This is a genomic window from Novosphingobium resinovorum (assembly GCF_027922145.1).
Taxonomy (GTDB): domain Bacteria; phylum Pseudomonadota; class Alphaproteobacteria; order Sphingomonadales; family Sphingomonadaceae; genus Novosphingobium; species Novosphingobium resinovorum.
The window spans coordinates 431,396-451,507 of record NZ_BSFC01000019.1 but is presented as its reverse complement, the minus strand read 5'-3'; the positions used below and the strand labels follow the sequence as shown (position 1 = coordinate 451,507).

General features: G+C 62.3%; 26 protein-coding genes. 13 read left to right on the top strand and 13 right to left on the bottom strand.

The window, feature by feature from the left end; translation table 11 throughout:
* Positions 1-3: 3 nt before the first annotated feature.
* The 6 genes from PKE80_RS12215 to PKE80_RS12190 form a co-directional block, all read right to left on the bottom strand.
* Positions 4-192 (bottom strand): hypothetical protein, encoded by a 189-nt coding sequence (locus tag PKE80_RS12215; protein ID WP_271182678.1) that lies wholly within the window; start codon positions 190-192, stop codon positions 4-6.
* Complete coding sequence (locus PKE80_RS12210) at positions 189-632, bottom strand: hypothetical protein (RefSeq protein WP_271182677.1); 444 nt, start codon at positions 630-632, stop codon at positions 189-191. The genes PKE80_RS12215 and PKE80_RS12210 overlap by 4 nt, the downstream gene beginning before the upstream one ends.
* Positions 629-4,864, bottom strand: a complete 4,236-nt coding sequence (locus PKE80_RS12205) for a thermonuclease family protein (RefSeq protein ID WP_271182676.1) — start codon at positions 4,862-4,864, stop codon at positions 629-631. The genes PKE80_RS12210 and PKE80_RS12205 overlap by 4 nt, the downstream gene beginning before the upstream one ends.
* A 2-nt stretch (positions 4,865-4,866) precedes the next feature.
* Positions 4,867-5,562 (bottom strand): hypothetical protein, encoded by a 696-nt coding sequence (locus tag PKE80_RS12200; protein ID WP_271182675.1) that lies wholly within the window; start codon positions 5,560-5,562, stop codon positions 4,867-4,869.
* Between the two features lie 278 nt (positions 5,563-5,840).
* Positions 5,841-6,278 (bottom strand): hypothetical protein, encoded by a 438-nt coding sequence (locus PKE80_RS12195; protein ID WP_271182674.1) that lies wholly within the window; start codon positions 6,276-6,278, stop codon positions 5,841-5,843.
* The gene (locus PKE80_RS12190; protein WP_271182673.1) at positions 6,275-6,487 is read right to left on the bottom strand and encodes a plasmid mobilization protein; all 213 of its coding nucleotides are present in this window, start codon (positions 6,485-6,487) and stop codon (positions 6,275-6,277) included. Before PKE80_RS12190 ends, PKE80_RS12195 begins: the two co-directional genes overlap by 4 nt.
* A gap of 189 nt (positions 6,488-6,676) precedes the next feature.
* On the opposite strand from PKE80_RS12190, the gene PKE80_RS12185 reads away from it, so the two are divergent.
* Together PKE80_RS12185 and PKE80_RS12180 are read left to right on the top strand one after the other, a co-directional pair.
* Positions 6,677-7,108, top strand: coding sequence for a lysozyme inhibitor LprI family protein (locus PKE80_RS12185; protein ID WP_271182672.1), 432 nt, complete (start codon positions 6,677-6,679; stop codon positions 7,106-7,108).
* Positions 7,105-7,590 (top strand): hypothetical protein, encoded by a 486-nt coding sequence (locus tag PKE80_RS12180; RefSeq protein ID WP_271182671.1) that lies wholly within the window; start codon positions 7,105-7,107, stop codon positions 7,588-7,590. Before PKE80_RS12185 ends, PKE80_RS12180 begins: the two co-directional genes overlap by 4 nt.
* A gap of 20 nt (positions 7,591-7,610) precedes the next feature.
* Here the strand turns inward: PKE80_RS12180 and PKE80_RS12175 are convergent, their stop codons facing one another.
* Positions 7,611-7,790 carry a hypothetical protein gene (locus PKE80_RS12175; protein ID WP_271182670.1) on the bottom strand — a complete coding sequence of 60 codons (180 nt, stop codon included), beginning with the start codon at positions 7,788-7,790 and terminating at the stop codon, positions 7,611-7,613.
* A 163-nt stretch (positions 7,791-7,953) separates the two neighbouring features.
* Positions 7,954-8,166 carry a response regulator transcription factor gene (locus tag PKE80_RS12170; protein WP_271182712.1) on the bottom strand — a complete coding sequence of 71 codons (213 nt, stop codon included), beginning with the start codon at positions 8,164-8,166 and terminating at the stop codon, positions 7,954-7,956.
* Positions 8,167-8,725: 559 nt separating this feature from the next.
* Here PKE80_RS12170 and PKE80_RS12165 point away from each other — a divergent pair.
* Entirely contained in the window at positions 8,726-9,805 is a 1,080-nt protein-coding gene (locus PKE80_RS12165) for an IS630 family transposase (protein WP_271182669.1), read from the top strand.
* Positions 9,806-10,041: 236 nt separating this feature from the next.
* Here PKE80_RS12165 and PKE80_RS12160 read toward each other — a convergent pair whose 3' ends face one another.
* Complete coding sequence (locus PKE80_RS12160; RefSeq protein WP_271182668.1) at positions 10,042-10,167, bottom strand: hypothetical protein; 126 nt, start codon at positions 10,165-10,167, stop codon at positions 10,042-10,044.
* A 433-nt stretch (positions 10,168-10,600) separates the two neighbouring features.
* On the opposite strand from PKE80_RS12160, the gene PKE80_RS12155 reads away from it, so the two are divergent.
* The 6 genes from PKE80_RS12155 to PKE80_RS12130 all read left to right on the top strand — a co-directional run bounded on the left by PKE80_RS12155 (position 10,601) and on the right by PKE80_RS12130 (position 13,473).
* Positions 10,601-10,831 carry a hypothetical protein gene (locus PKE80_RS12155; RefSeq protein ID WP_271182667.1) on the top strand — a complete coding sequence of 77 codons (231 nt, stop codon included), beginning with the start codon at positions 10,601-10,603 and terminating at the stop codon, positions 10,829-10,831.
* Positions 10,828-11,274, top strand: a complete 447-nt coding sequence (locus PKE80_RS12150) for a hypothetical protein (protein ID WP_271182666.1) — start codon at positions 10,828-10,830, stop codon at positions 11,272-11,274. Before PKE80_RS12155 ends, PKE80_RS12150 begins: the two co-directional genes overlap by 4 nt.
* Positions 11,271-12,035, top strand: a complete 765-nt coding sequence (locus PKE80_RS12145; protein WP_271182665.1) for a hypothetical protein — start codon at positions 11,271-11,273, stop codon at positions 12,033-12,035. The genes PKE80_RS12150 and PKE80_RS12145 overlap by 4 nt, the downstream gene beginning before the upstream one ends.
* A gap of 1 nt (position 12,036) precedes the next feature.
* Positions 12,037-12,261 (top strand): hypothetical protein, encoded by a 225-nt coding sequence (locus PKE80_RS12140; protein ID WP_271182664.1) that lies wholly within the window; start codon positions 12,037-12,039, stop codon positions 12,259-12,261.
* Positions 12,262-12,263: 2 nt separating this feature from the next.
* Positions 12,264-12,518: a hypothetical protein gene (locus tag PKE80_RS12135; protein WP_271182663.1), complete on the top strand. Its 255-nt coding sequence runs from the start codon at positions 12,264-12,266 to the stop codon at positions 12,516-12,518.
* 301 nt (positions 12,519-12,819) lie between these two features.
* On the top strand, positions 12,820-13,473 hold the full coding sequence (locus PKE80_RS12130) for a hypothetical protein (protein ID WP_271182662.1): 654 nt from the start codon (positions 12,820-12,822) through the stop codon (positions 13,471-13,473).
* Positions 13,474-13,510: 37 nt separating this feature from the next.
* On the opposite strand, the gene PKE80_RS12125 is transcribed toward PKE80_RS12130, so the two are convergent.
* The 4 genes from PKE80_RS12125 to PKE80_RS12110 form a co-directional block, all read right to left on the bottom strand.
* Entirely contained in the window at positions 13,511-14,062 is a 552-nt protein-coding gene (locus tag PKE80_RS12125; RefSeq protein WP_271182661.1) for a hypothetical protein, read from the bottom strand.
* A 41-nt stretch (positions 14,063-14,103) separates the two neighbouring features.
* Positions 14,104-14,319 carry a hypothetical protein gene (locus tag PKE80_RS12120; protein WP_271182660.1) on the bottom strand — a complete coding sequence of 72 codons (216 nt, stop codon included), beginning with the start codon at positions 14,317-14,319 and terminating at the stop codon, positions 14,104-14,106.
* Between the two features lie 224 nt (positions 14,320-14,543).
* Complete coding sequence (locus PKE80_RS12115) at positions 14,544-16,283, bottom strand: flotillin family protein (protein WP_271182659.1); 1,740 nt, start codon at positions 16,281-16,283, stop codon at positions 14,544-14,546.
* Between the two features lie 39 nt (positions 16,284-16,322).
* Positions 16,323-16,940 carry an OB-fold-containig protein gene (locus tag PKE80_RS12110; protein ID WP_271182658.1) on the bottom strand — a complete coding sequence of 206 codons (618 nt, stop codon included), beginning with the start codon at positions 16,938-16,940 and terminating at the stop codon, positions 16,323-16,325.
* 454 nt (positions 16,941-17,394) lie between these two features.
* On the opposite strand from PKE80_RS12110, the gene PKE80_RS12105 reads away from it, so the two are divergent.
* From PKE80_RS12105 to PKE80_RS12090, 4 genes are all read left to right on the top strand, one after another.
* Positions 17,395-17,598: a hypothetical protein gene (locus PKE80_RS12105; protein WP_271182657.1), complete on the top strand. Its 204-nt coding sequence runs from the start codon at positions 17,395-17,397 to the stop codon at positions 17,596-17,598.
* Positions 17,599-17,887: 289 nt separating this feature from the next.
* On the top strand, positions 17,888-18,535 hold the full coding sequence (locus PKE80_RS12100; protein WP_271182656.1) for a YoaK family protein: 648 nt from the start codon (positions 17,888-17,890) through the stop codon (positions 18,533-18,535).
* Positions 18,536-18,699: 164 nt separating this feature from the next.
* Positions 18,700-18,999: a hypothetical protein gene (locus PKE80_RS12095; RefSeq protein ID WP_271182655.1), complete on the top strand. Its 300-nt coding sequence runs from the start codon at positions 18,700-18,702 to the stop codon at positions 18,997-18,999.
* A 432-nt stretch (positions 19,000-19,431) separates the two neighbouring features.
* Positions 19,432-20,088: a hypothetical protein gene (locus tag PKE80_RS12090; protein ID WP_309298986.1), complete on the top strand. Its 657-nt coding sequence runs from the start codon at positions 19,432-19,434 to the stop codon at positions 20,086-20,088.
* Positions 20,089-20,112 lie beyond the last annotated feature (24 nt).

Genomic DNA, 20,112 nt, shown 5'->3' with positions numbered 1-20,112 from the left:
GGTTCAGTGCAGTCGGGGAATCGGCTTATCGATCCAGACAGTGAGCGCGGCAGTGATGGGATCAGCCCCGCCGTCCGCCAGATGACGCTCTCGGGCTTGGTCCAAGGTCTCTCCGGCGTAGACGAGCACGGTAACGACGCCCGACGACGCAAGGGTCGTCTCCAGCTTCGAAATCCGACGTTCAAGGTTCATGCCCGCTTCTCCTCCAGTGCTGCGATGCGTGCCTCCAGATCCCCAGCCTCGACCAGCGACTTGTGAGCCGTCAGGAGAGCCATGACGCGCCCGGCCTCGTCAGGGGTTACCTCGCCCTCCGAAACCGCCTGCAGCAGCGCACAGGATGCCGAGACGGTATCTGCCGCCGTCTTGATGGGCGGGAGGTCAAACGTGATCGGGGCATCCTTGCGGGGAGGCGCAATGCGATCCAGGCAAAGGCGCATCGCGGTGGTGTCCCCAGCAAGGGCCATGTCGATAGCCTTCCTCGTCAGACCCTCGTGCTCGCCCTCCAGCAGCGTTTCGATCGCGCGCGTGGTCCTGTGCCGCGCGCCTTTCGGTTTGCCCCCGTGCTGGTTGCCTGCCGCGAAACGGCCATCGGAATTTCGCCCGGTATTTTCCGGGTTCTCCGTCGCGCTCATCGGCGAGAATCCAGATTGAACCCGGGCGGCGGGGGCGGCATCCCTTCCAGCGGATTGCGCAAGCCAGCGCCTTTGGCGCCGCCAAGGACGGGAGCACCGAAATAGCCGGGGAACGTGGTATGCAGATGGCCGTCATGGATCAGTTGGCGGGCCTGAGGGTACTTCTGCCTCACCTGTTCCCGGAGCCATTCCATGGACTTGCCGGGAGGGGGCAGCATGTCGAGCGCAGAGCCATCGAGATGCGCGCTGTTGTAGGCCGGACGATAGCCCCTGCGGCGAAGATCATCCTGATACTCGGGCGTCCGGTAGCCTGAGGTGAATTGAACACCGGGGATCGCTGATTGCAGATCCTGATAGACGTTCACCCCGCCGCTAGCCCCATCGATCGAGAAGCCGGGCGGAGGTGGAGGCGGTGCATCGACGGCACCCTTGGCAGCCGGGCCGCCGAACAGTTGCGCACGCGCTGCCTGCCGAGCGAGCTTCACGACCTTTGCGGCAGCATCCTCCTTTGCCTCGTCATCCATCTGGCCCCACTGCGGGGTCGAGACGAGCGCCGTCATCGCCTGGTGCGAGGACTGACCCGCCATCGCCACGTAGCGATCGTATTCCTGCGGCGTCAGTTCACGGTCGCCGATCTTCTTTGACGGATAGCCCGGCGCATAACTGAGCTGCAGCAGCGCCTTGTTGACGGGATCATTGAGCGCGGTGCTGACTGCCGAGGGCGAAAGGAAGTCCGGGCCAATGCCGCCCTCGCTCCTGATCTCCTTGCCCCAGATGTCGCGCCGGGGAAGCAGGGTTTCGCGCATGCCGGGGATGCGAGCCTTCAGGGCCTCGCCCATCGTCTCGACCTCACGCTGGGTCGGATCGAGGGTGCGGGCGGTGCCCGCAACGATGTTGGGCACCAGTAGGGAGCCAACGAGGCGCTGCATCATGTTGTCGGCGTTGCGCTCGGGGTCGCTCAGGGCTTCCACGAAGCCAGTCGCACCGGAGAGCCAGGTCTTGTTCGCAAGGTTCCCGAGGATGGAAGCTACAAGCAGTGTCGCCTTGTCCTCCTTCTGCCGGTCGCTCATGCCTTCGGGCAGGGTCGCCATATCGGCCGCCACGCCGATCGTGGAAGAGAAGGGATCGAGGCGGGCATAGCTGTAGTAGGTATCGCCGACCTTGACGCTGTAGGGCTTCCAGCCATCGGCATAGAGTAGCCGGCTCTTCTTCGGGTCCGAGGGCGCCGCGCCGGTAATCATGCCGCTCTGGGCCGCGTCGTACATCGCCGCGCCAAACCCGGTGCCGACGAGAGCCTTCGCCATTGCCAGATCGCGGCGCGCACCGCCGGCCACGTAATCCTTGCGCCATTCCGCCAGCAGCGGGGCGGCCGGGGAGCGCTCTGTCGCGAACTTGAGCAGATTCGTGGGCGTGCGGATGAACGGCAGGAAGAACTTCGTGACGATACTGCTGTTCGCCATGTTCGAGACGCCTTGGGCAAACGGCCCGAGCTTCGACTGGAAGGTGACGTAGCGCCCGTAATCCTCGGCGGAGTGCAGCATCTCATCAGTCGGGTTCGCCACGAGATCCGCAATCCGGTTGGCCGCCTCGTCGCCCTTCAGGCCCTCCTTGTGAGCCATCCGGGCTGCGATGCCGTTGAGTTCCATCCGACGCGCGATGCCTTTGAAGAACTCGTCCTCCGCCGTCAGCAAGCGGGTGGGCGTTCGGATCACTTCGCCCGCCATGCCTGGGATGGCCTTGTATTCCTGCCCTTCTACCTTGCTGACGAAGTCGGCAGGCTCGCCAGTACGCAGGGCACGCGAGAACAGACGGGCGCCTTCCTTTGCCCCCTGCACCAGCCCGAACATGCGCTGGCCGACCTCAGTGCCGGTGATGCGGTCCAGATCGGCGCTAGGGAGCACCTGACGGGCTTTGCCGATCGCCGACGCCGCTGCGTGTTCCGGCACCTGCGCGAGCGCCGTCAGCGTGTTGGAAGTGATGTTGACCGCGTGCGTCTGGGGAAAGGACAACAGGAAGTTGACGTACAGCTCAGTCAGCTTGTTCTTCCACGTCGGCTTGAGCGCCTTGTCGATGAGAGCGTTGAACTTGCCCGGCTCCAGTTCCTGCGCATCGAGGATGACGTTTGCCACGTCCTGAAGGGTGTCCTTGCCACCACCGCCACGCACCATCGCGGAAAGCACGTTGCCGCGCACGGCTCGGCTGTCGGCCATCATGCGGAACTGCGCCAGCGCCCGCCCGGCCTCAGCCGTCGCGCCCGCTACCTGTTCCTGAATGGCGACGTGCCGCACAAGCTTCTGGCGAAACGCAGCCAGCAGTTCATCGCCGGGGCTGTCCATGCCTTGGATGCGCTTCGCGGCGTTCACCAGTTCGTTGCCAGACTTCGCGAGGATCTGACGGGCGGCCAAGGCTTCCTCGGCGTTGAAGGCCTGCCCCTGGCGACGAGCCATCAGCGTCTCGGGCGTCATGTTCAGGTCAGCGGCGAGCCGCGCCGTCTCTTCCTGCGTCACCCGGCCGCGCGTGGCGGCATCAAAGCCAATCTCGCGCTCCACGGTCGTCAGCGCGCGGGAGATGTCCTGCGGGGTATCCAGCTTGCCGAGGTTGATGTTGCCCGCAAAGTCGGGAGCAGCAGGCCAGTCTTCGCTTGCAGCGATCGGCAGCACATCGCGCGGCTGAATGTCGCTGGCGCGCGCCTGCACCTGCGCCTCACTGAGCGGCTGACCCATCGGCTGCGGCCGTTCCATCGCGAGGTAGTCGGGCTGTCGCACTTCCTGCGAGATCGACGGCGACGGTTCCGCAGCCATGGGCATTGGAGCATCGTCCATCCTGAAACCAGGCGGGGGAGGAGGAGGCGCGTCCTGCATGGGAGCCGGAACGAGATCGTCGAGCGCGCCACTGGTCGGGGCGGCGTCATTGAAGCCTCGACCGAACATGCGGCCCACGAGCTTTCGCGCGCGGGGAGCACCATACTCCAGCAACTTGCCGCCCGCGACGCCGAGGGCAGCGCCCATCGGCACGCCGACCGCAGCCCCAAGCGCGCGTTCACTGACGGAGCCCTCAGTGCCGAGGAAACCCGTGGCGCCGCCATACGCAGCGCCGACGCGGGCCAGTTCGCCAACAGTCTTTGCTCGGGCACCGAACGGCACGAGGAGGCCGCCGGTCAACTCACCGCCCACGGTGGCGTAAGGGTGGGCGAAGTCGTCGAACCCAAGGATCGAGGCGTTCTGCTGCTGGTTGTTCGACCAGATGTCAGCGAGGCGACGATCACTGTTCCAGACGTTCTCGCGGCCTTCTGTGCCGCCCAGCATGTCTACGAAGGCCCCCGCCTCATCGAGGCCGCTGGCCAGCGCCCCAGAGCCTACACCGCGCGCATATGCACCGAGCGCGCCGTCGCCCTGATCGGTCAGAGGCCGAACGTAATCCTTGTAGCCTGCGGTGGCAGCGAGCCCGGTCTTCTCGATCTGCTCCCGCGCCCGCGTCACATCGGCGGGATCGGTGATGAACCCATTCTCCCTGGAGAATCGCACGACCTGCTCGACCGGAACCGTGGCATCGTTGACCATGCCAAGGAAAGCCTGCTCGACCTCGGGGCGCATCCCGGCGAGCGGCGTCGGCGTATCCCACCACTGCGCTACGGTTTCGTGTGATGGCGCAGGGAGAGGCGCTTTGCGATAGTCGGCGGGCATCTGGAATTTCGTGTCGTGGATGCCGAGGCCGTTGAGGCGGGCCAGGCGCTCCGCCTGCATGTATTCAAACCGGCGCTGGGGATCGGCAGCGAGGAAATCCGGGGCGGCAAGTGCGTTGCCACTCCTCGCCAGCGTAAGCCCGGCATCCTTCCCGCCGATGTCGATCGGCGCGACAGGACGGCGAAAGGACATGCCGACAGGGGAACCGATCGTCTGCGGCCCCTCGGTGAGCAAGCCCCCGAAGGCGTCACGTGACTGTTGTCCGATCGGAAAGGCGCGGCCCGATCGATCCCAGCCCTGCTGCGACAGTTCGGGCGCATCGACACCCCACAGCCTCAGGTTCTGCCCGGAGGACAGCTTTGCCGTGTCGCCGTCAACGGGGCGCACGACGATGTCGCCGGAAAGCGGCGGCAGGGTTGGCGCCTTGGGCAAAGGCTGATCGATCTGGAAACCCGGCGGCGGAGGCGGTGCGGCGGGTGCAGGCGCTGCCGACGACAGCGGGGGCGTGCCCTTGCCATCCAGACGAAAGCCGGGAGGGGGCGGCGGCAAGCTCACGTGGCGGGCACCCAGTCGCTGCCGTTCCATTCCACCTTCTGTCCGTTGGGCCCGGTCGCAGTCGGACGCCCCGACGAACGGCGCCCACCGCCAGACCCGGCGGTTGACAGACGGGGCGGAGGCGCATGCGTGTCGCGATAGGTCGGGCTGCCGCGCAGTTCCATCCGGTTGCCCTGGCGAACATCCTCCAGCTTGAGGCGGTTTCCTGATCGCAGGGCTTCCAGATCCCTATCGCCCTGAAGCGCGGTCGGACCGTTCGCCCGCAGCACGTAATCGACCATCGCCGTGTTGTAGCCAGGCGTGCCGGGCTGGAGACCCTGAAGGCGGGCGTATTCCTCGAAGTCCGGGGCGCCGTGGTAGATCGAAGCCGTCTCGCCCGTCGCGGGGTCGTAGGTGAGGCGATCCCGACCGATGGTGAAGGGCGCGGCAGCGTTGAGATCTGCCCCGTTCTGGCGCGACCAGTCCTCATGCTTCCACCGTTCGACCGCTTCCTGGGCACGGCGGCGGCTATCCTGCGATGAGTTACGGCGATCGGCCATGTTCTGGATCATGGCGTTGGCCCCAGCCTGGTTGCCACCTGCGGCCATCAACGCCGGGCCGACGATTGAAGCGATCGTCGCCCAGGTGGATTCCTTCTTTTCCGGCTGCACGAGGCGGGCAAGCGCGGCGTCGTAGTCGAAGGGCTGACGCATCGAGCCGCCCAGCGGGCTCGGCTGCTGAGCGCTATCGACGGGGACAGGACTCGCCTGAGAGCCAGCAGACTGCCCGCCAAATCCGCGACCGAACATGCCGGCTCGGGGGGGCGCATTTGGCGTGGGCATCGGGATGTTGGGCATGGGCGCGTGAGGTGTCGCCACGCTGCCATCCGCATTCCACGTGCCCCCGCCGTAGCCGCCGATAACTCCCGGTAGACCGATGTTATTGAGAAGATCCGGCGAGAGGCCGGGGATGTTCGTTTGGGTATTCCTCATCAGACAATCCCTCCCATCAAGGGCATGGCATCGGCGAGTTCGCGAGCGAGGAGAGCAGCGCGGGGGCTGGTGGCGGTGCTCAGACCGAGCAACACGTGCTCGGCATCTTTCGCGCCAGCATCAGCAAGACGCGAGGCAATGGCCAGCATCTCCGCGTCGGCATTGTCGGCCCAGAAGGCTTGATCGGGATGTTCGTGCGCGAGGTCGGAAACACACCCGAGCGCATTGAAGAGCAAACCGGCGTCGCTTTCATCGCCAATCGCCGCTGCAAGCCTTGCGAAGGTCAGACCCTCCATCAGGGCAAAGGGATCGTCGTTCGTCCTGAACAGCGTGATCCCGGACACCGCCAGTTGCCGCAGGGCATCAACATCGCCCCGCGCAGCACGCGGGAGAAGGGCGTAATCAGCCGAGGCCTCGATTTCGCCGGGCGCGGTCAATGGAGGTTGACCTTCTCGCGCACCATGGCGCGCAGGTATTCGGAAAGAGAGCACCCAGCGCTTCGGGCGCGTTCGCTTAGAGCAGCGACCACCGCCTCATTGGCACGGAATGTGACGTGCACGTTCTGCATTTTCGGCTCCACTGTCATCTCGACGTTGAGTGTTCCAACTGTAACACAAAGGGCCCGAAACTCAAGGAGTTCAGCCATTTCTCTATCCTTCGCCACCGTCCGCAAGCGTTCGGATCACGAATTTTTTTGCGGCGTGCGAATTGGCCGCTGTAGCTTTGGCCACGAAAGGTCGGGCATCTTCACAACGCCATCGGCATTATGTCGGCACCGACAGCTTAACGGGCTGCGCGACGCCCTGGCTCGCTTTGCTGCACCAACGGAGACGAGATGAGATTTTGCACCCAAGCGATCGCTTTATGCTGCGCCATCTCGGGAACGATGCCGGCTGCGGCAGCTGATCGGGAGGAGGACAGCACCGCCATTGCCCTGTCGCACTGCCTGGATGAACCGGCGAACAGTTCCACGGCTGGGCAAACTGGTTGCGTCACCACAGCGGAGCGTCGCTATGACGCCCGCATGAATGCTGCCTATCGAATCCTTATGGGCCGCTTGCCTGCAGCCTCGGCATCTCGCCTACGAGAATCGCAGCGTGCGTGGTTGTTGTTCCGCGATGCGGAGAGGAAGGCCCAAGCCGAGCTTTTCGGCCAGCGTCGCGGAACGATGTTCGTACCGATGGAGGCCGACGCCAGCGCGACTATGATCGGCGACCGGGCACGACTGCTCGAACGCTATGCCCGGATATTGGAGATCGACCCTTGAAGAGCCTGTTTCAAGCGATGTCGCCGCTCTTTCTGGCGCTGGCCGCAGGCCCGCTCCCGGCCGTAGCCAAAGCTGACGGATGGGCAGTCTGGGAGAGCGAACCTTTCCCCTTCTCGATCTGCTACCCGACCGATATTTTTCAGCAGCGTAGGGTGTCGGACACGGGTCACGCAATCGCGTTGGAATCGGGAGACAGCGCACAGCTGATCGCCGGGAGCATCGACTACACCCGCGAGACGCTGGCTGAGCCGCTCCGGATCGAGCAGGAAAGGCTGACCCATGTTGCCCTGATTGCACGGGGTAAGAACTGGTTTGTCGTTTCCGGGACGCGGGTTGACCAGGCCCTCTATACGAAGGCCGTCAGGGTCGGCGACCGGCTGATAGCGATGCGGTTTCGCTACCCCGAGAGCCTTTCAGCCAAGTATGCTCCGATCGTCGAGCGAGTCGCGGAATGCCTCAAATTTCCTGAGGATGCCTATTGAGGATTCCGGGGTGGTCGCGCCTACCAGCCCCGCAACGCTATGATGCGCGCTTTGATGGTCCTGCCATCGCGGCGCGTGCGGCCGGTGTGCTTGTGGTTCTTAAGGCTGATGCCGCCGCCGATGACGTCTTCGGAAGCTTCGGCTTTGCCGTCGATCGTCAGGTCGCAGGTAAGCTGTTCGTGATTTGCAGTTCGTGCCATGACGGGACCATGGCGCGAGGATCACCGTCTTTCGCGGGGCTGCATTTCGCTGAGTGATGAGCGAAATACAGCCCCGTGCAGATTATCAGAAGACATGGCGGCTTTTATGCGCGTGTGGCGCCAGGGCCGTTGTGCGCCCCTGAACGCAATCAGCAATCGGGTTTTAGATTAGACCGCCCGATACAACGTGCGCGATCATTTGAGCACGATTGCGTGCCCGGGTTTTCAGCCGGACGTTTTCGATATGTCGCTCTACTGTGCATGGCGCGATTCGCAGGTTCAGGGCTGCCTCCTTTGCCGAATATCCATCAGCGACGAGGCGGACGACCTCAACTTCTCGTCTGGTCAAAACCGGTCCATCATTAGCAAAGCGCATCATTATTACCCCCTTTTATTAACTGACTTATAAAGGAGGTAAGCAGTTTCATAATGCAATTGATATGGTGAAATCACCTATAGCAACGATTGCATTGCCTATTTCTGGCATAAATTTTTCAAACAGCAAGTTGAACTAGTGAACACTTTAGCGAGTTTCATAACTTAAGTTAAGTATTTTTTCGCACCCAGTCTCGCTGCCAAGTAGCTATAGCCGAAATCGAATCGTCCCAGACAGGAAGTGCTCAGTCAATGTTCAAGGCAAAGGACAGTGGGCATCTGTCAGTTCAGCGACTTTCCAACGTCACAAGGAGAGCTCTGGAGGCTCTCGATCGCTGCGTTCGTGAAAGCGAGCGCCAACTCAGCTATTTCCCGAGGCAAGGTGACGTTGCCCATTTCGCTACGTTCGAGTTGTTCGGCGATACAGCGTGCTACCGTCTGAGCAATTTCGAGCGTAGGTGCGTCCATGTCCAACATTTATAAGCTTTCTAGTGGTCAAGGTCTGACAGAAGAGTCCTGAAGTGGATTCCCGAAGCTTGCCGGTTGTGCGATGAGGGTGGATGCGCAGCGGTATCTCAATCAGCCTTTCCCCATGCGACCGAGACCGGCTCGATCGGATCATCAAGGACCGCAACTCGGCGCAGAAGCATTCATGGCGCGCCGAGATCGTGGTCCTGACGAGCGAGGGTGTCGGCACCAACGAGATCATGCGGCGAACTGGGACTTCGAAGACCTGCGTATGGCGATGGCAAGAGCGCTTCATGCAAGAAGGAGTCGAAGGACTGCTTCGCGACAAGACCCGTCCGTCGCGGATCCCGCCCTTGGCTCCCGAGGTGACCGACCGGGTCGTTGCTCGGACGCTCGAAGATCCGCCCGGCGAGACCACCCATTGGACGGCGCTGATGATGGCGAGCGAGGTTGGGATCAGCGTCAGTTCGGTGCAGCGGATCTGGCGATCTCATGGCCTGCAACCCCACCGCGTTCGCCAATTCAAGCTATCGAATGATCCGAAGTTTGTCGAAAAGCTTCGCGATGTCGTCGGGCTATATGTCTCGCCGCCCGCGCACGCGATCGTGCTGTCATTCGACGAAAAAAGCCAAATCCAAGCGCTCGATCGCTCGCAGCCTGGCCTCCCGCTCAAGAAGGGACGGGCCGGAACCATGACCCACGATTACAAGCGCAATGGCACAACCACGCTCTTTGCTGCGCTCAACGTGCTCGATGGCACCGTAATCGGCCGCAACATGCAGCGGCACCGTCATCAGGAATTCATCCGTTTTCTGAACCTGATCGAAGCACAGGTGCCCGCAGGAAAGGCGATCCACGTCATCCTCGATAACTACGCTGCCCACAAGCATCCCAAAGTGCGCGAGTGGCTCGGCCGCCACCCGCGCTTTACCTTCCACTTTACGCCAACCTCATGCTCATGGCTGAATGCCGTTGAGGGCTTCTTCGCCAAGCTGACCAACCGCCGTCTCAAACGCGGCGTCTTCCACTCGCTCATCGACCTCCAGGCGGCCATCAACCGCTTCCTTGCCGAGCACAATGAAAGCCCAAAGCCATTCGTCTGGACCGCAGACCCAGATAAGATCATCGCCGCCGTCAGGCGCGGGCATCAAGTGTTAGATTCCTCCCACTAGATGAGCAATCGATTTAACAACAACATATATGTCCGCTTGTTATCATATTTATTGAGAAAGATTATGTCCGTATCATACAGCAAATTTTGATGATCGGTAAAAAATAGCTCGATATTCTAATTACAGGTATTGCTCATTAAGAAACAGAAATGCGCATTATATTGTCAAATTTGGTGGCTGTGCTGAGCGATCAGGATTGACCAGCCCAGCTGGCACCAAGGAAAAGGACGCTTGCCTCAGTTTTCGTTCGCCGGCAGCGCATAATTGCTGATCAGGACCTCGCGCGCCGGGCGCGAGACCGCGCCCACGGTGTAGGTCGTGTCGATCGCGCCGACGGTGAAGCGACCGAAAGTCCCACGCACGCCCTCGTTGTCATTCAGCGACTTGAGGAACTAGCCCTTGATTGCCCCCGGTCGCTTCGCGAGCGTCACCGCCAACGCCCAGAAACACTTCTCATAGCCGATCACCAAGGGCTCCTGATCGACCATCACGACACTGATAACCCGCATCCCTTGGGTTCGGTCAATCGATCCCGAGAGCCCTCTTGACCAGGCGGCGGATGGCCTCCGGTCGGGAGGGCTGGTCGGGCTGCTTTTTTGCCCAAGCGTCTGCCGCCTCAAGCACCTCATCAGGAAGTCGCACCACGGAAGTAGGGGCCTTAGATGGCCTCCCCCTCTTTTTTGTAACAGAAATTCCTTGACCGGTCATCGAGAATTACTGTAACGAATAATCAGGCCGGATGGAAGCGCCAACTTCCGCCCGGCCCTAACCGAAACCGATCACTAGGAGATCGATATGGCTAAAGCCCGAGTACCGGCGGATTCCGCCGATAGCAATGTCGTGCCTTTCCGGCAGCGGACCGGAATTCCGGCCTACGCGGCTGGCGTCGCACCTTTCGACCCTTTCAATCCCGCCCATGTCGAAGCATGGAACGCTCTCTTCCAATTAGGCTGGAGTGAGGCCAAGTTCCGCGACAAGGAACGTCGTGAGCGCGCCAACCACACCGGAATGGAGGTGGTGCGATGAACCGGCGCAAGCTGCTAATCGCCGCGATGGTGGCACCCATAGCGACAGCCTTCCTTCCTTCCAGCGCACGAGCCCATGCTGACGATGCCCAAATTCTTGCGGCATGGTCCGATCGAAGCTCGGCATATGATCGCTACCACAGCCTTGACCGCACGGTTGCCGAAGGGCCCCAAGGTGATGCCATTTGGGCTGAAATCGACCGCGCGGAGCAGACCATCTGCGATGCTGTTGCGATGACTCCTGAAGGAGCGGAAATCCAGCTATGGGTTGCATTCCACCACACCGTGGGCGGGACCGTAGCCGACGATGATGCCATCCGGCGTCGAGATCTCAATCACTTCCAAGCGCAGTCCGAAGATCTGGATTGGAACGAGCGGATGGCCGTCGCCGCGCTAACGTCGATCCGCAACCTAAGCGCCGTTAGCGAGGAGGCTCGGGCATGACCTTCCAGTTCAAGCGCCATTCCAGCAGCGGTGACGTGGCCGAGGTCGCCTATGAACTGCCGGCATTGCCCGCCGGTGTCAGCGGCGATCTTTACCGCGCGATCCAGCGCTATGGCGAGGCGGTCAGAGAAGGGCCGGACGATGCTGATGAAGAGGCATTCCTGGCCGTAAAGGCATTCGACGCCAGGAACGTTCAGGACGTCATCGCAAAGCTGTTGTACCAGCTTCACTTCAACCATCGGGGCTTGGACGGGGAAACCAACACCCTCGTCATCATCGAAAACAACGAGACCGCAACGGCCGCGATCGAATTTGCCGCCGTCGCGCTGGATGAGCTTTATCGTCAAATCCCACAGTGTTGGGAATCGGCGCGCAAAGCCTACCACGCTGCGGTGCTCGCCGAAAAAGAGTACGATGACCGAGCCTGGTCCCCGGCCTACCACGTCTCAGAGGCGGGCGGCCCTCCAATCCCGGATGCAGTCAATTCCGAGTATGAGCGTCTGCAAGAAGTCCGCACGACCGCCGAAGACGTGCTGCTTACCGTCCCGGCGCCTTCCATCTCGGAATGGGCGATCAAATATCTGATCTGCTTCGACAACGGGCGCGAATGCACTGGGGCGGTGGACCTTCTATGCTCCGAGGCCAAACGCCTGCTCGGAATTCGTGAGCGGGAGCAGGACGCGGTAGATGACCTGGTGCTGCTTCAGGATGTCGCCGTCTGGCAAGCGAATGCGTCGGCCTCGGTTGGCGAGGAGGCGTGACATGGCGACCCAACTCGCATTCGACGCTCCGGCATGGATGGCCCGCTTCAAGGAAGCTGGTGGCGCCTACGTCCTCGCCGACGACCACCTCCACCTCTGGCCCTCACCCGGCACGCGCAGTCACGGCGAACGCGCGGAGACGTTTGCCATGGTTGTCGGTCTCTCGAACGCCGATCGTCAGCAACTCGCCGAGCACCTCCGCTCGGCTACGATGGTGGAGGGCTGAACATGGCGCTTCTGACCATCACCACGGCGGGTCTGCGCCCTCTGCCGCTTGGTTTGCTGTCGCAGTCGATCCCGCTGCTTTCGCGAGGGGAGCTGGAGGACGTGATCGAGCGACTGATCGACGAACTGGACCACCGGGACGGCGACCACGATCTGGAGCCTGAGGAGGATGTCTGCCTCGCTGGCGACGATGGCTGTGCTCCCGTTTATCGCCATGGGCGGATGCACTGGGGCGGCGATCAGGAGGAGGGGGTGTGAGTTTCCCTACTTCCTCCATCGGCGACCTACCCCAATCTCCAAGGATCAAATTGATGAACGTGAAACCCAATCAGTGCCGCTCCTCGGGCGATGCGACAACCAAAGCTGTCCGTGACTTCATTCGAGCCGGTGGCCGTATCCTCATCACCCCTGACGGCGAACTTACCGAAGGCGGCGGGCTACCCCGCGCTTTCACGCATGGCTCTGCGGCTGAAGCAGACGAACACCTTCGCGCGGGGCGGGCGTACCTTGTCGCACGGGCAACTCGCGGAGGTGACGCACGGATTATGAGGGCAGTTCGATGGCTAGGGCGGCGCACCGAAAACGGTTGGCTGAGCTTAGGGACATCGGGGGCCAGTACCCGAAAGCGAGGCTTCCACTGAACGAAACGCAGCATCTGCTGCCGATGGCGCCCTGGTCACTGCCGGATCAGGGCGTTTCGGCGCGCGTACCGCAGGTTCACGACTTCGCGGCCAGCCTCGCCATGTCCAACGAGCAGGCCGACGCTGGCTGGTGGGTCGAGCTATACCGCAAGGCGTTCCCGACTATGATCTCCGCTGTCTCGGTGCGCGATGATGGGTGGGCGCAGCGCGGCGGCATTGATCGCGTCATCACCCTGGCTTGCGGTCGAACCTACACCATAGACGAGAAGGTTCGCGCTGCCGATTGGCCCGACATTCTTCTGGAGCAGTGGAGCGACGAAGAGCGCCGCAAGCCCGGCTGGGTGCAGAAGCCATTAGCTTGCGATTTCATCGCCTATGGGTTCGCGCCGTCGCGGCGGTGCTATTTGCTGCCGGTTGTGCTTCTCCAGCGGGCTTGGCGCCACAATGGGCGCCAGTGGATCGAGCGGTTCGGACAGCGGAGGGCGCTGAATGTCGGATACGTCAGCATCAGCGTGCCGGTGCCGCTGCCGGAGATGGCGCAGGCGCTTTTGCAGGCGATGTTGGTTGAGTAGCCGTTCCGCACATTGGCGCGGGCCGGTTCACTCCAGGCTATGGCCAACCCGGGATGGGTGTACGCTTATGGGGCGGCGGCTCCAGCGGATCCGGTAAATAAAGTCTCTCCTCACCTCGGTAGTACCGAACCGTTTCTTCCTCATACATCTGATGGGCGACATCAGCGAAAAATGCAGACCAAGCATGAAGGCTTGGAAGGTCGATGGCCATCGCGGCTCGATCTGTTCTGAGGTTGATCGCGGCAGGCCCCCGCGCGGTCATTCCGATGTACCCGTGAGCCAAAGCATGCCGATCATCCTTATATTCAGGGATGCCGGCCTCCAACCGATGCAACTGGAGATCCCGTCGGCCTCCATCGCGCAAAACGAGTTTGCGTATGGCTTTGAGCTTGTCATCCAGTGTCGCCCGATAGGCGCGATCCCGGTCAATTTCCTGACCAGCCTCAAAAGCCAGATGCCACCAGAGCTTGGCCATGACGGTATCGATCGCGCCCCATGCGATTACAATCCGCCCCACTAGTTCGACGATTTCTCGCTCAGCCGCACTTTCACCATCTGGTCTGTGATACCACCGCTCCTGCCCTTTCAATGCAGCCCCTTCCTTGATGCTCCCTGCCGCAGCACGGAGAATTAAACGTCCTTCGGTATAGGCCGCCCGAGGTATGAGGTCTCACCCTGCCTGCGAGCTTCCCAGGCATTCGTGCGCTCGCGAGCATAGGCCTTCTGCACCCGGACCTTACTGATGCCGTACCGCTCGGCAAGCTGGCCGTAGGTCGCCCCGTCGATCACAGCGACGTAGATCGCGGCGTTCCGTTCGTGCTCAGGGCTTAAATTTTCGGCAGTCATCGATGTTCTCCAGTCGCTCAGGCCAATCAAACCCGCGCCCAACTCGGCTATCTAATCGACGCCGCTCCTCAATGAGACTCCGCTCTTGTCGCCCAACTTTCGCTAATCCCCCGCCACCGAAGCGATGCAGCGTCACTTCTACGAAATCGTCTCGACCGCACCGTTGCCGGTCGGACGTCAGGGACCGATGTGGGAGCCGGGCTGGGGCCGGCTCCCTGCAAGATTCAGGCTACGTCCGGCTCGGGATTGGCAGGCGCCGGAGTGGGTGCGGTGCCAGGCGCGGCAACGGCAGGGGCGAGCGCCGCTTCCGCTACGCCGCTGGCGGCCAACATGCCGTTCAGCGAACCGCCGTTCATGCCCAACTCGGTCATGAGGCTGTCGATCAGCGGGCCGCCCACGCGATAGCGCATGGCGGCGGAGACGGCCGCGTCGGCAAGGTTCTCGTTCGCAGCAGGGCCGCCGCGCTCGCCGGTGGCGGCATCGCCGTGCAAGCCCCGGGCATCGAGGATGCTGATCCTGTCGATGTTTTCCATCGGCTTGCTGGCCGCTGCGATGATCGCGGGCAGGGCTTCCAGCACGGCCTTGCGGACGAGCAGCGCGGTCTGCGCTTCATTGAGCAGGTTGGTCGCCTCGTTGATCGCAGCCTGGCCGGCGGCATCGACGGCGAAGGCGGCTTCGCGGCCCTGAGCACGGACCTTCTCGGCGTCGGCCTCGGCGGTAGCTTCGGTGCGCAAGGCGCTGGCGCGGGCTTCGGCAGCTTCCTTCTCGGCCGTGGCGGCGACGGTGATGCCCACTGCCTCTTCCTGCGCGCGCTGGGTGGCGGCGATGACCGCTACGTTCTTATTACGGTTGGCGATTTCGGTGGCCTTGGCCGTCGCCACGCTTTCCTCGGCCCGGACGGCGAGCGCGCGCGCCTCGTTGGCGGCGGCAGTCGCGGTCGATTCCTCCTCGGACTTCTGCGCGGTCTGCACCGCAGTAGTAATGCGGGCGATCTCGATGGTGCGGTCCCGCTCGATGGTGGCGGTCTGGATCGCGCCGTCGCGCGCGATCGTGGCGGTCTGGATGATCTTGTCCGCCTCGGTCTGGGCCACCGTCTGCGCCTGGCTGGCGGTGATCCGCGCGATCTCGGCAAGGCGCGTCTGCTCGGCTTCGGCGGTGGCAATCGCGGTCGCCTGCTCGGCACGGCGGGCGGAGAGCGTCTGCTCCTGCGTCAGCCGCGCCTGCTCGGCCGCCTGGGCGATCTCCAACGATTGGTTGTTCGCCTCCAGGTTGCGCTGCTCGATCTCGACACGGTTGGTGGCGACGATGTCGTTGCGGATCTTCTTACGTTCCTCGATCGTGCGGGTGAGCACGGTCAGGCCCTCAGCATCGAAGGCATTGTTTTCGTTGAAGTGTTCGAACGCAGTCTGGTCGAAATGCGTGATGCTGACCGATTCGAGCTGGAAGCCGTTCATGTCCAGGTCGGTCATCAGCGCTTCTTGCACCTTCTGGATGAAGTCGGCGCGGTTAGCGTGCAGGTGCTCCATGGTCATCGTAGCGGCGACCGAGCGGAGAGCGGAAACCAGCTTTCCATCAAGCAGGGACTTCACCGCATCGGGGCTGTTCACCGAATCGCCCAGCGTCTGCGCGGCGGCGGCTATCGACTGGGCATCGGGCTTCACCTTGATGTGGAACAGGCCGATCACATCGACGCGCAGCTTGTCGAGTGTGATGAGCGCGTCCTTGTTGAGACGGGAGACTTCCAGCTTCACCGTGGTCAGGCGCACCTGCATCAGTTCGTGCAGCACCGGGATCACCATGATGCCGCCGTTCAGCACCACCTTTTCCCCACCGAAACCGGTGCGGATCAGCGCAACGTCCTTGGTCGCGCGGCGATAGAGGCGTGTCAGGATGATGCCGATCACGATGAGCGCCAGCAGCACGATGCCGGCGTAAATCAGAACGTTGAGTAGCGAATCAGGCACGTTGGACCCTTCCCCAGTTTGCTGCGCGACCGCCGTGCATCAGGGCAGTCGCAAGGACGCAGGCCGATCGGGCACTGCGAAGAAAACTTGCCCCTCGCGCCGGACCAGCAGTGCGGTCTCGCCCGAGGGGATGGCATCAGCATCGTCGTGCGGCTCCACCATCACGAAGTGGGCTTGGCCGTGGCGGTCCACCACCTTGGCGCGAGCCGGGGCACCGCGACGGGCGGTGCCTTCGAGGATAGTGCCGCGCTGCCGCAGCAGATCGTCGGTGGAGATCACCGTCGTCTCGAAACCTGGCAGTATGCGCGCCAGGCCGTCAGCGGCGAAGGTGTTGAGCGCGGCACCTGCAACCAGAGCGCCACCCGAGGCCCCCAGCCAGGGCAGCGGGGCGCCGCCGATCGCGGTCATGCCCTGTTGCAGCGCGATGCCGGCCAGCGTGAAGCAGCCGAGCAGCGAGGTGAGCCAGATCAGGATCGGCAACTCGCCGCCCAGGCCCAGCCAGCTGAGCATCCCGCCATCGGCGTCCCCGCTGAAATCGCCGTCGAGATCGAACTGGCCGAGGCCCAGCCCAATGGCTTCGATCAGGCCGATACCGATCATGAGCACGAAGGAGAACGCGAAAGGGAGGTAGGCTGGCGTCAGCATCTGCGAGAACATCACGCGTAGGCTATCATGGGGAAATGCGCCTGTCATGTTGAACAGGCAGGGAAAAGTGCGATCATCAGGAGGTGGTGGCAGCCTATTTCCATGTCACGCCGATGAAATTATTGCGCAGAACATGGTTTACTGCGCGTTGAGCCTATTTCTTGCCAAACTAGTACGCGAAGACTTGGCGCTCGGCCGTTTAACGGCCCGCTCCGCTTGGGGACGGCGTGCGGCGGTTGTGCCAGCGCTGGGCGGGTTTCGAGGCCGTAGTAGAGCGCTACCGATGCCAGCAGCACCAGCGCAAGGAAGGCGCTCGGTGCAGCGATCATGCTTTCGGCATCGGCCCCTAGAGTAGCGATGGATGCGCTGGTTGTATGCCGTCCGCACATTTGGCCTTGCAAGCTTTTAACTGGCCCGGGATGCCTACGAGCGCATGGTCTTCGTCAGCATCAGGAGGACAGGCCAGATGAAGAACCAGTCGTTCCGGGAAATTACCGAAGACGACATCGCGGCAGCGCTTGACGGAGCCTCGTTCGAAGGCTGGCCCGCCGATGAGACAGAACTCCTGGAACTGGTCAATATCGTCATCGACACCGCGCAGGCGGCAGAGCTTGGCCAGTTAATCGGCGCTGCGGATGAACCATACCGCTTCCTCGCACGGGTCAGGTAGGCGCGGCGATCCCCTGCAAGTCGCCGCGCCGTGCGCGCTAATGGCCGATCTCATCCGAATGATTACGCACTTGTGCACATTGTGAGCCCGTTTGCGGCGAGCGGAGCCAGAGCACTCGATTGCGGGCCTGCTTAGGGCTTGTGGCGGTGGAAGCCCTTGCCGGTGTGCGACTGCATATGGTTCAATATCCCCGCGTCCGTTGCCGGGCGGAGGCAAGGTGAAAGGTAAAGCGACATGACAGGTGACTTGCCGAAGTTTCAGAAGCACTGACTGAGCCGGTCAGCCGACGATGATCGCCTATGAGAAGCGGTTCTGGGTGTTGGCGGCGATGCTCGCGGCCTTGGCTGGCTTCGTTGACGCAATCGGGTTCATCAGCCTCGGCGGCTTTTTCGTATCGTTCATGAGCGGCAATTCCACTCGCGTCGCGGTCGGGCTGGTTCGGGATATACCGGCAGCATTCATTGCTGGATTTTTGGTCTTGTCGTTCGTCTTCGGCGTGATCGCAGGAACGTGCGTCGCGTCCCGCGCCACCCGGCACCGAAAACCCGCAGTGCTGGCGCTCGTGACAGTGCTTCTCACCGCCGCCGCATCGTTAAGTGAAGTGGCTTCCCACCTGCCGGTCGCAATGGTTCTCGCGGCGGCTATGGGCGCGGAGAATGCCGTGTTCCAGCGCAACGGCGAAGTTTCGATTGGGGTGACCTACATGACCGGTGCCTTGGTCAAGCTGGGGCAGCATATCGCTGCGGCTCTCATGGGCGGCCCGAAGTGGAATTGGGCACCTTACTTGATCTTGTGGGCATCCTTGGTTTGCGGGGCTTGCTTGGGCGCCTCCACCTTCATCCGGGCCGGTAACGTCGCGATCTGGATGGCGGTGGTCGCAGCCGCATCAATGACCGCATATGCTGCTATGGCAGGCCCATCGAAGCGCGCACCATAGCGTTGCCGGGCTGGTGCGCGCGATAATCCCGGAATCCGCAGGCCCGGCCCACACCGAAGGCCCACTGACGCAGGATAACCCGATTTGCGATGAAGCGTTTTTTTCTAGAGATGGATCGAAAAAGGGGATGATGCGTTTCTCATGTGAAACCTATCGAGGTAACCATGAACGCAATCAGCAACATCCATGCTTTTCCGGACACTGCTGGCTATAGCCGCTCGCTCTGCGCGGAGATTGAAGCTCTCCATTCCTTAGTGCATGCGGCTTGCCCGCCATCAGCTGTAGTCAGCGTCTGCTTTGATGGGCACTTCAACCTGTTCGTGGATGTTCGCTCCCTCGAAGAAGCTGCCACGGTAGAGGCAATCCTGCCTGATCTGGCTGGCGGCGCCTTCCGTGACCTTCGCAGAGCCGGAACCCCGCACCAGCCTTTTCGCCACCGGGTGGCTGCGACCATCGTAGCCTGATTACTCGCCGCCAAGAATTCTCGGAACTTGTTCGACCATTCCCGAGTTCATTCGGCAAAACATAAAAGCATGCGATCCTGGGCCCGGCCGCGCTTCCACCACCGATTGCCGGTTGGGCCAACCTCTTCCAAACATCCTCATACATAATACGGGGCTGGCACCGACCGATGTCGTGACGGCCATCCCACTTGCCATTCCGGCGGGCGTGGCCGCTCCTGCAAGCCGTCCCGCCCGCTTTGAGGGCGGATAAAGTGATCGGCGAACAATAGCGTTCAGAGAATAGCTCCGCAGCCGCTTGAGTTCTGACCCATCGCTGGGCGACCGCCACTATTAAATTTTTGCAATCCAGACTTACCTATTTATTTTCGATCAACCGGTTCCGAAGTATTTCCGGCGCGCATGCGAATGATTCGCTGCAAACGGGGGAATACCATGAGGACTATCTACAAGCTCGCGCTGCCTTGCGCGGCGCTGATCACGCATCCTGTCGCCGCGCAGACCACTGCTGCTCCTGTCGCTCCAGTTCAGACCGCCGTCGTCGCATCCGCCGCGACCATCCTGCCCGCAGCACGGCCTGACATCATGCGCGCCGGCCTCGCCGTCGCTCTCGTCACGCGTGAGGAACTGACGACCAAGAAGAAGAAGCTGCGGGTGGGCCAGCGCTTCCAGATGGAGGTCGCCGAGAACATCACGCAGAACGGCGTCGTCGTGATCCCGTCCGGTACGCCCGCGATCGGCGAGATTACCGAAGTTCGCAACAAGGGTATGTGGGGCAAGTCCGGTTACATCGGCGCGCGTGTCGTCTCGCTCAATCTCAACGGTCGCAATGTGCGTCTGTCCGGCACCTTCGATGACAAGGGCGTCACCGGCACGGGCGGCGTCGTGGCAGCCATCGCACTCGTTCCGATCGCAGGCTTTCTCACCACCGGCACCAGCGCGTTCATCGCCAGCGGATCGGCTGTGAAGGGCTTCCTCGACGAGGATCTCGCGTTTCAGGCCGTGCAGCCGCAGGTCATCTCGGTGCCCGCAGCGGTTCCGGCCGTGGCGCCTGCCCCTGCGGTGCTGACTACGGCCTCGGTCACCAAGTAAGTCCGATGCTTTCCTACCCTCGCG

What these genes read in the sequence shown, in the direction of transcription:
- PKE80_RS12130 (WP_271182662.1), top strand. Translation starts at nt 12,820, where the DNA reads ATGGCTAGGGCGGCGCACCGAAAACGGTTGGCTGAGCTTAGGGACATC.
- PKE80_RS12215 (WP_271182678.1), bottom strand. Translation starts at nt 192, where the DNA reads ATGAACCTTGAACGTCGGATTTCGAAGCTGGAGACGACCCTTGCGTCG.
- PKE80_RS12165 (WP_271182669.1), top strand. Translation starts at nt 8,726, where the DNA reads ATGCGCAGCGGTATCTCAATCAGCCTTTCCCCATGCGACCGAGACCGG.
- PKE80_RS12135 (WP_271182663.1), top strand. Translation starts at nt 12,264, where the DNA reads ATGGCGCTTCTGACCATCACCACGGCGGGTCTGCGCCCTCTGCCGCTT.
- PKE80_RS12155 (WP_271182667.1), top strand. Translation starts at nt 10,601, where the DNA reads ATGGCTAAAGCCCGAGTACCGGCGGATTCCGCCGATAGCAATGTCGTG.
- PKE80_RS12110 (WP_271182658.1), bottom strand. Translation starts at nt 16,940, where the DNA reads ATGTTCTCGCAGATGCTGACGCCAGCCTACCTCCCTTTCGCGTTCTCC.
- PKE80_RS12095 (WP_271182655.1), top strand. Translation starts at nt 18,700, where the DNA reads ATGAACGCAATCAGCAACATCCATGCTTTTCCGGACACTGCTGGCTAT.
- PKE80_RS12090 (WP_309298986.1), top strand. Translation starts at nt 19,432, where the DNA reads ATGAGGACTATCTACAAGCTCGCGCTGCCTTGCGCGGCGCTGATCACG.
- PKE80_RS12120 (WP_271182660.1), bottom strand. Translation starts at nt 14,319, where the DNA reads ATGACTGCCGAAAATTTAAGCCCTGAGCACGAACGGAACGCCGCGATC.
- PKE80_RS12170 (WP_271182712.1), bottom strand. Translation starts at nt 8,166, where the DNA reads ATGCGCTTTGCTAATGATGGACCGGTTTTGACCAGACGAGAAGTTGAG.
- PKE80_RS12140 (WP_271182664.1), top strand. Translation starts at nt 12,037, where the DNA reads ATGGCGACCCAACTCGCATTCGACGCTCCGGCATGGATGGCCCGCTTC.
- PKE80_RS12175 (WP_271182670.1), bottom strand. Translation starts at nt 7,790, where the DNA reads ATGGCACGAACTGCAAATCACGAACAGCTTACCTGCGACCTGACGATC.
- PKE80_RS12105 (WP_271182657.1), top strand. Translation starts at nt 17,395, where the DNA reads ATGAAGAACCAGTCGTTCCGGGAAATTACCGAAGACGACATCGCGGCA.
- PKE80_RS12145 (WP_271182665.1), top strand. Translation starts at nt 11,271, where the DNA reads ATGACCTTCCAGTTCAAGCGCCATTCCAGCAGCGGTGACGTGGCCGAG.
- PKE80_RS12200 (WP_271182675.1), bottom strand. Translation starts at nt 5,562, where the DNA reads ATGCGTCAGCCCTTCGACTACGACGCCGCGCTTGCCCGCCTCGTGCAG.
- PKE80_RS12150 (WP_271182666.1), top strand. Translation starts at nt 10,828, where the DNA reads ATGAACCGGCGCAAGCTGCTAATCGCCGCGATGGTGGCACCCATAGCG.
- PKE80_RS12185 (WP_271182672.1), top strand. Translation starts at nt 6,677, where the DNA reads ATGAGATTTTGCACCCAAGCGATCGCTTTATGCTGCGCCATCTCGGGA.
- PKE80_RS12210 (WP_271182677.1), bottom strand. Translation starts at nt 632, where the DNA reads ATGAGCGCGACGGAGAACCCGGAAAATACCGGGCGAAATTCCGATGGC.
- PKE80_RS12190 (WP_271182673.1), bottom strand. Translation starts at nt 6,487, where the DNA reads ATGGCTGAACTCCTTGAGTTTCGGGCCCTTTGTGTTACAGTTGGAACA.
- PKE80_RS12100 (WP_271182656.1), top strand. Translation starts at nt 17,888, where the DNA reads ATGATCGCCTATGAGAAGCGGTTCTGGGTGTTGGCGGCGATGCTCGCG.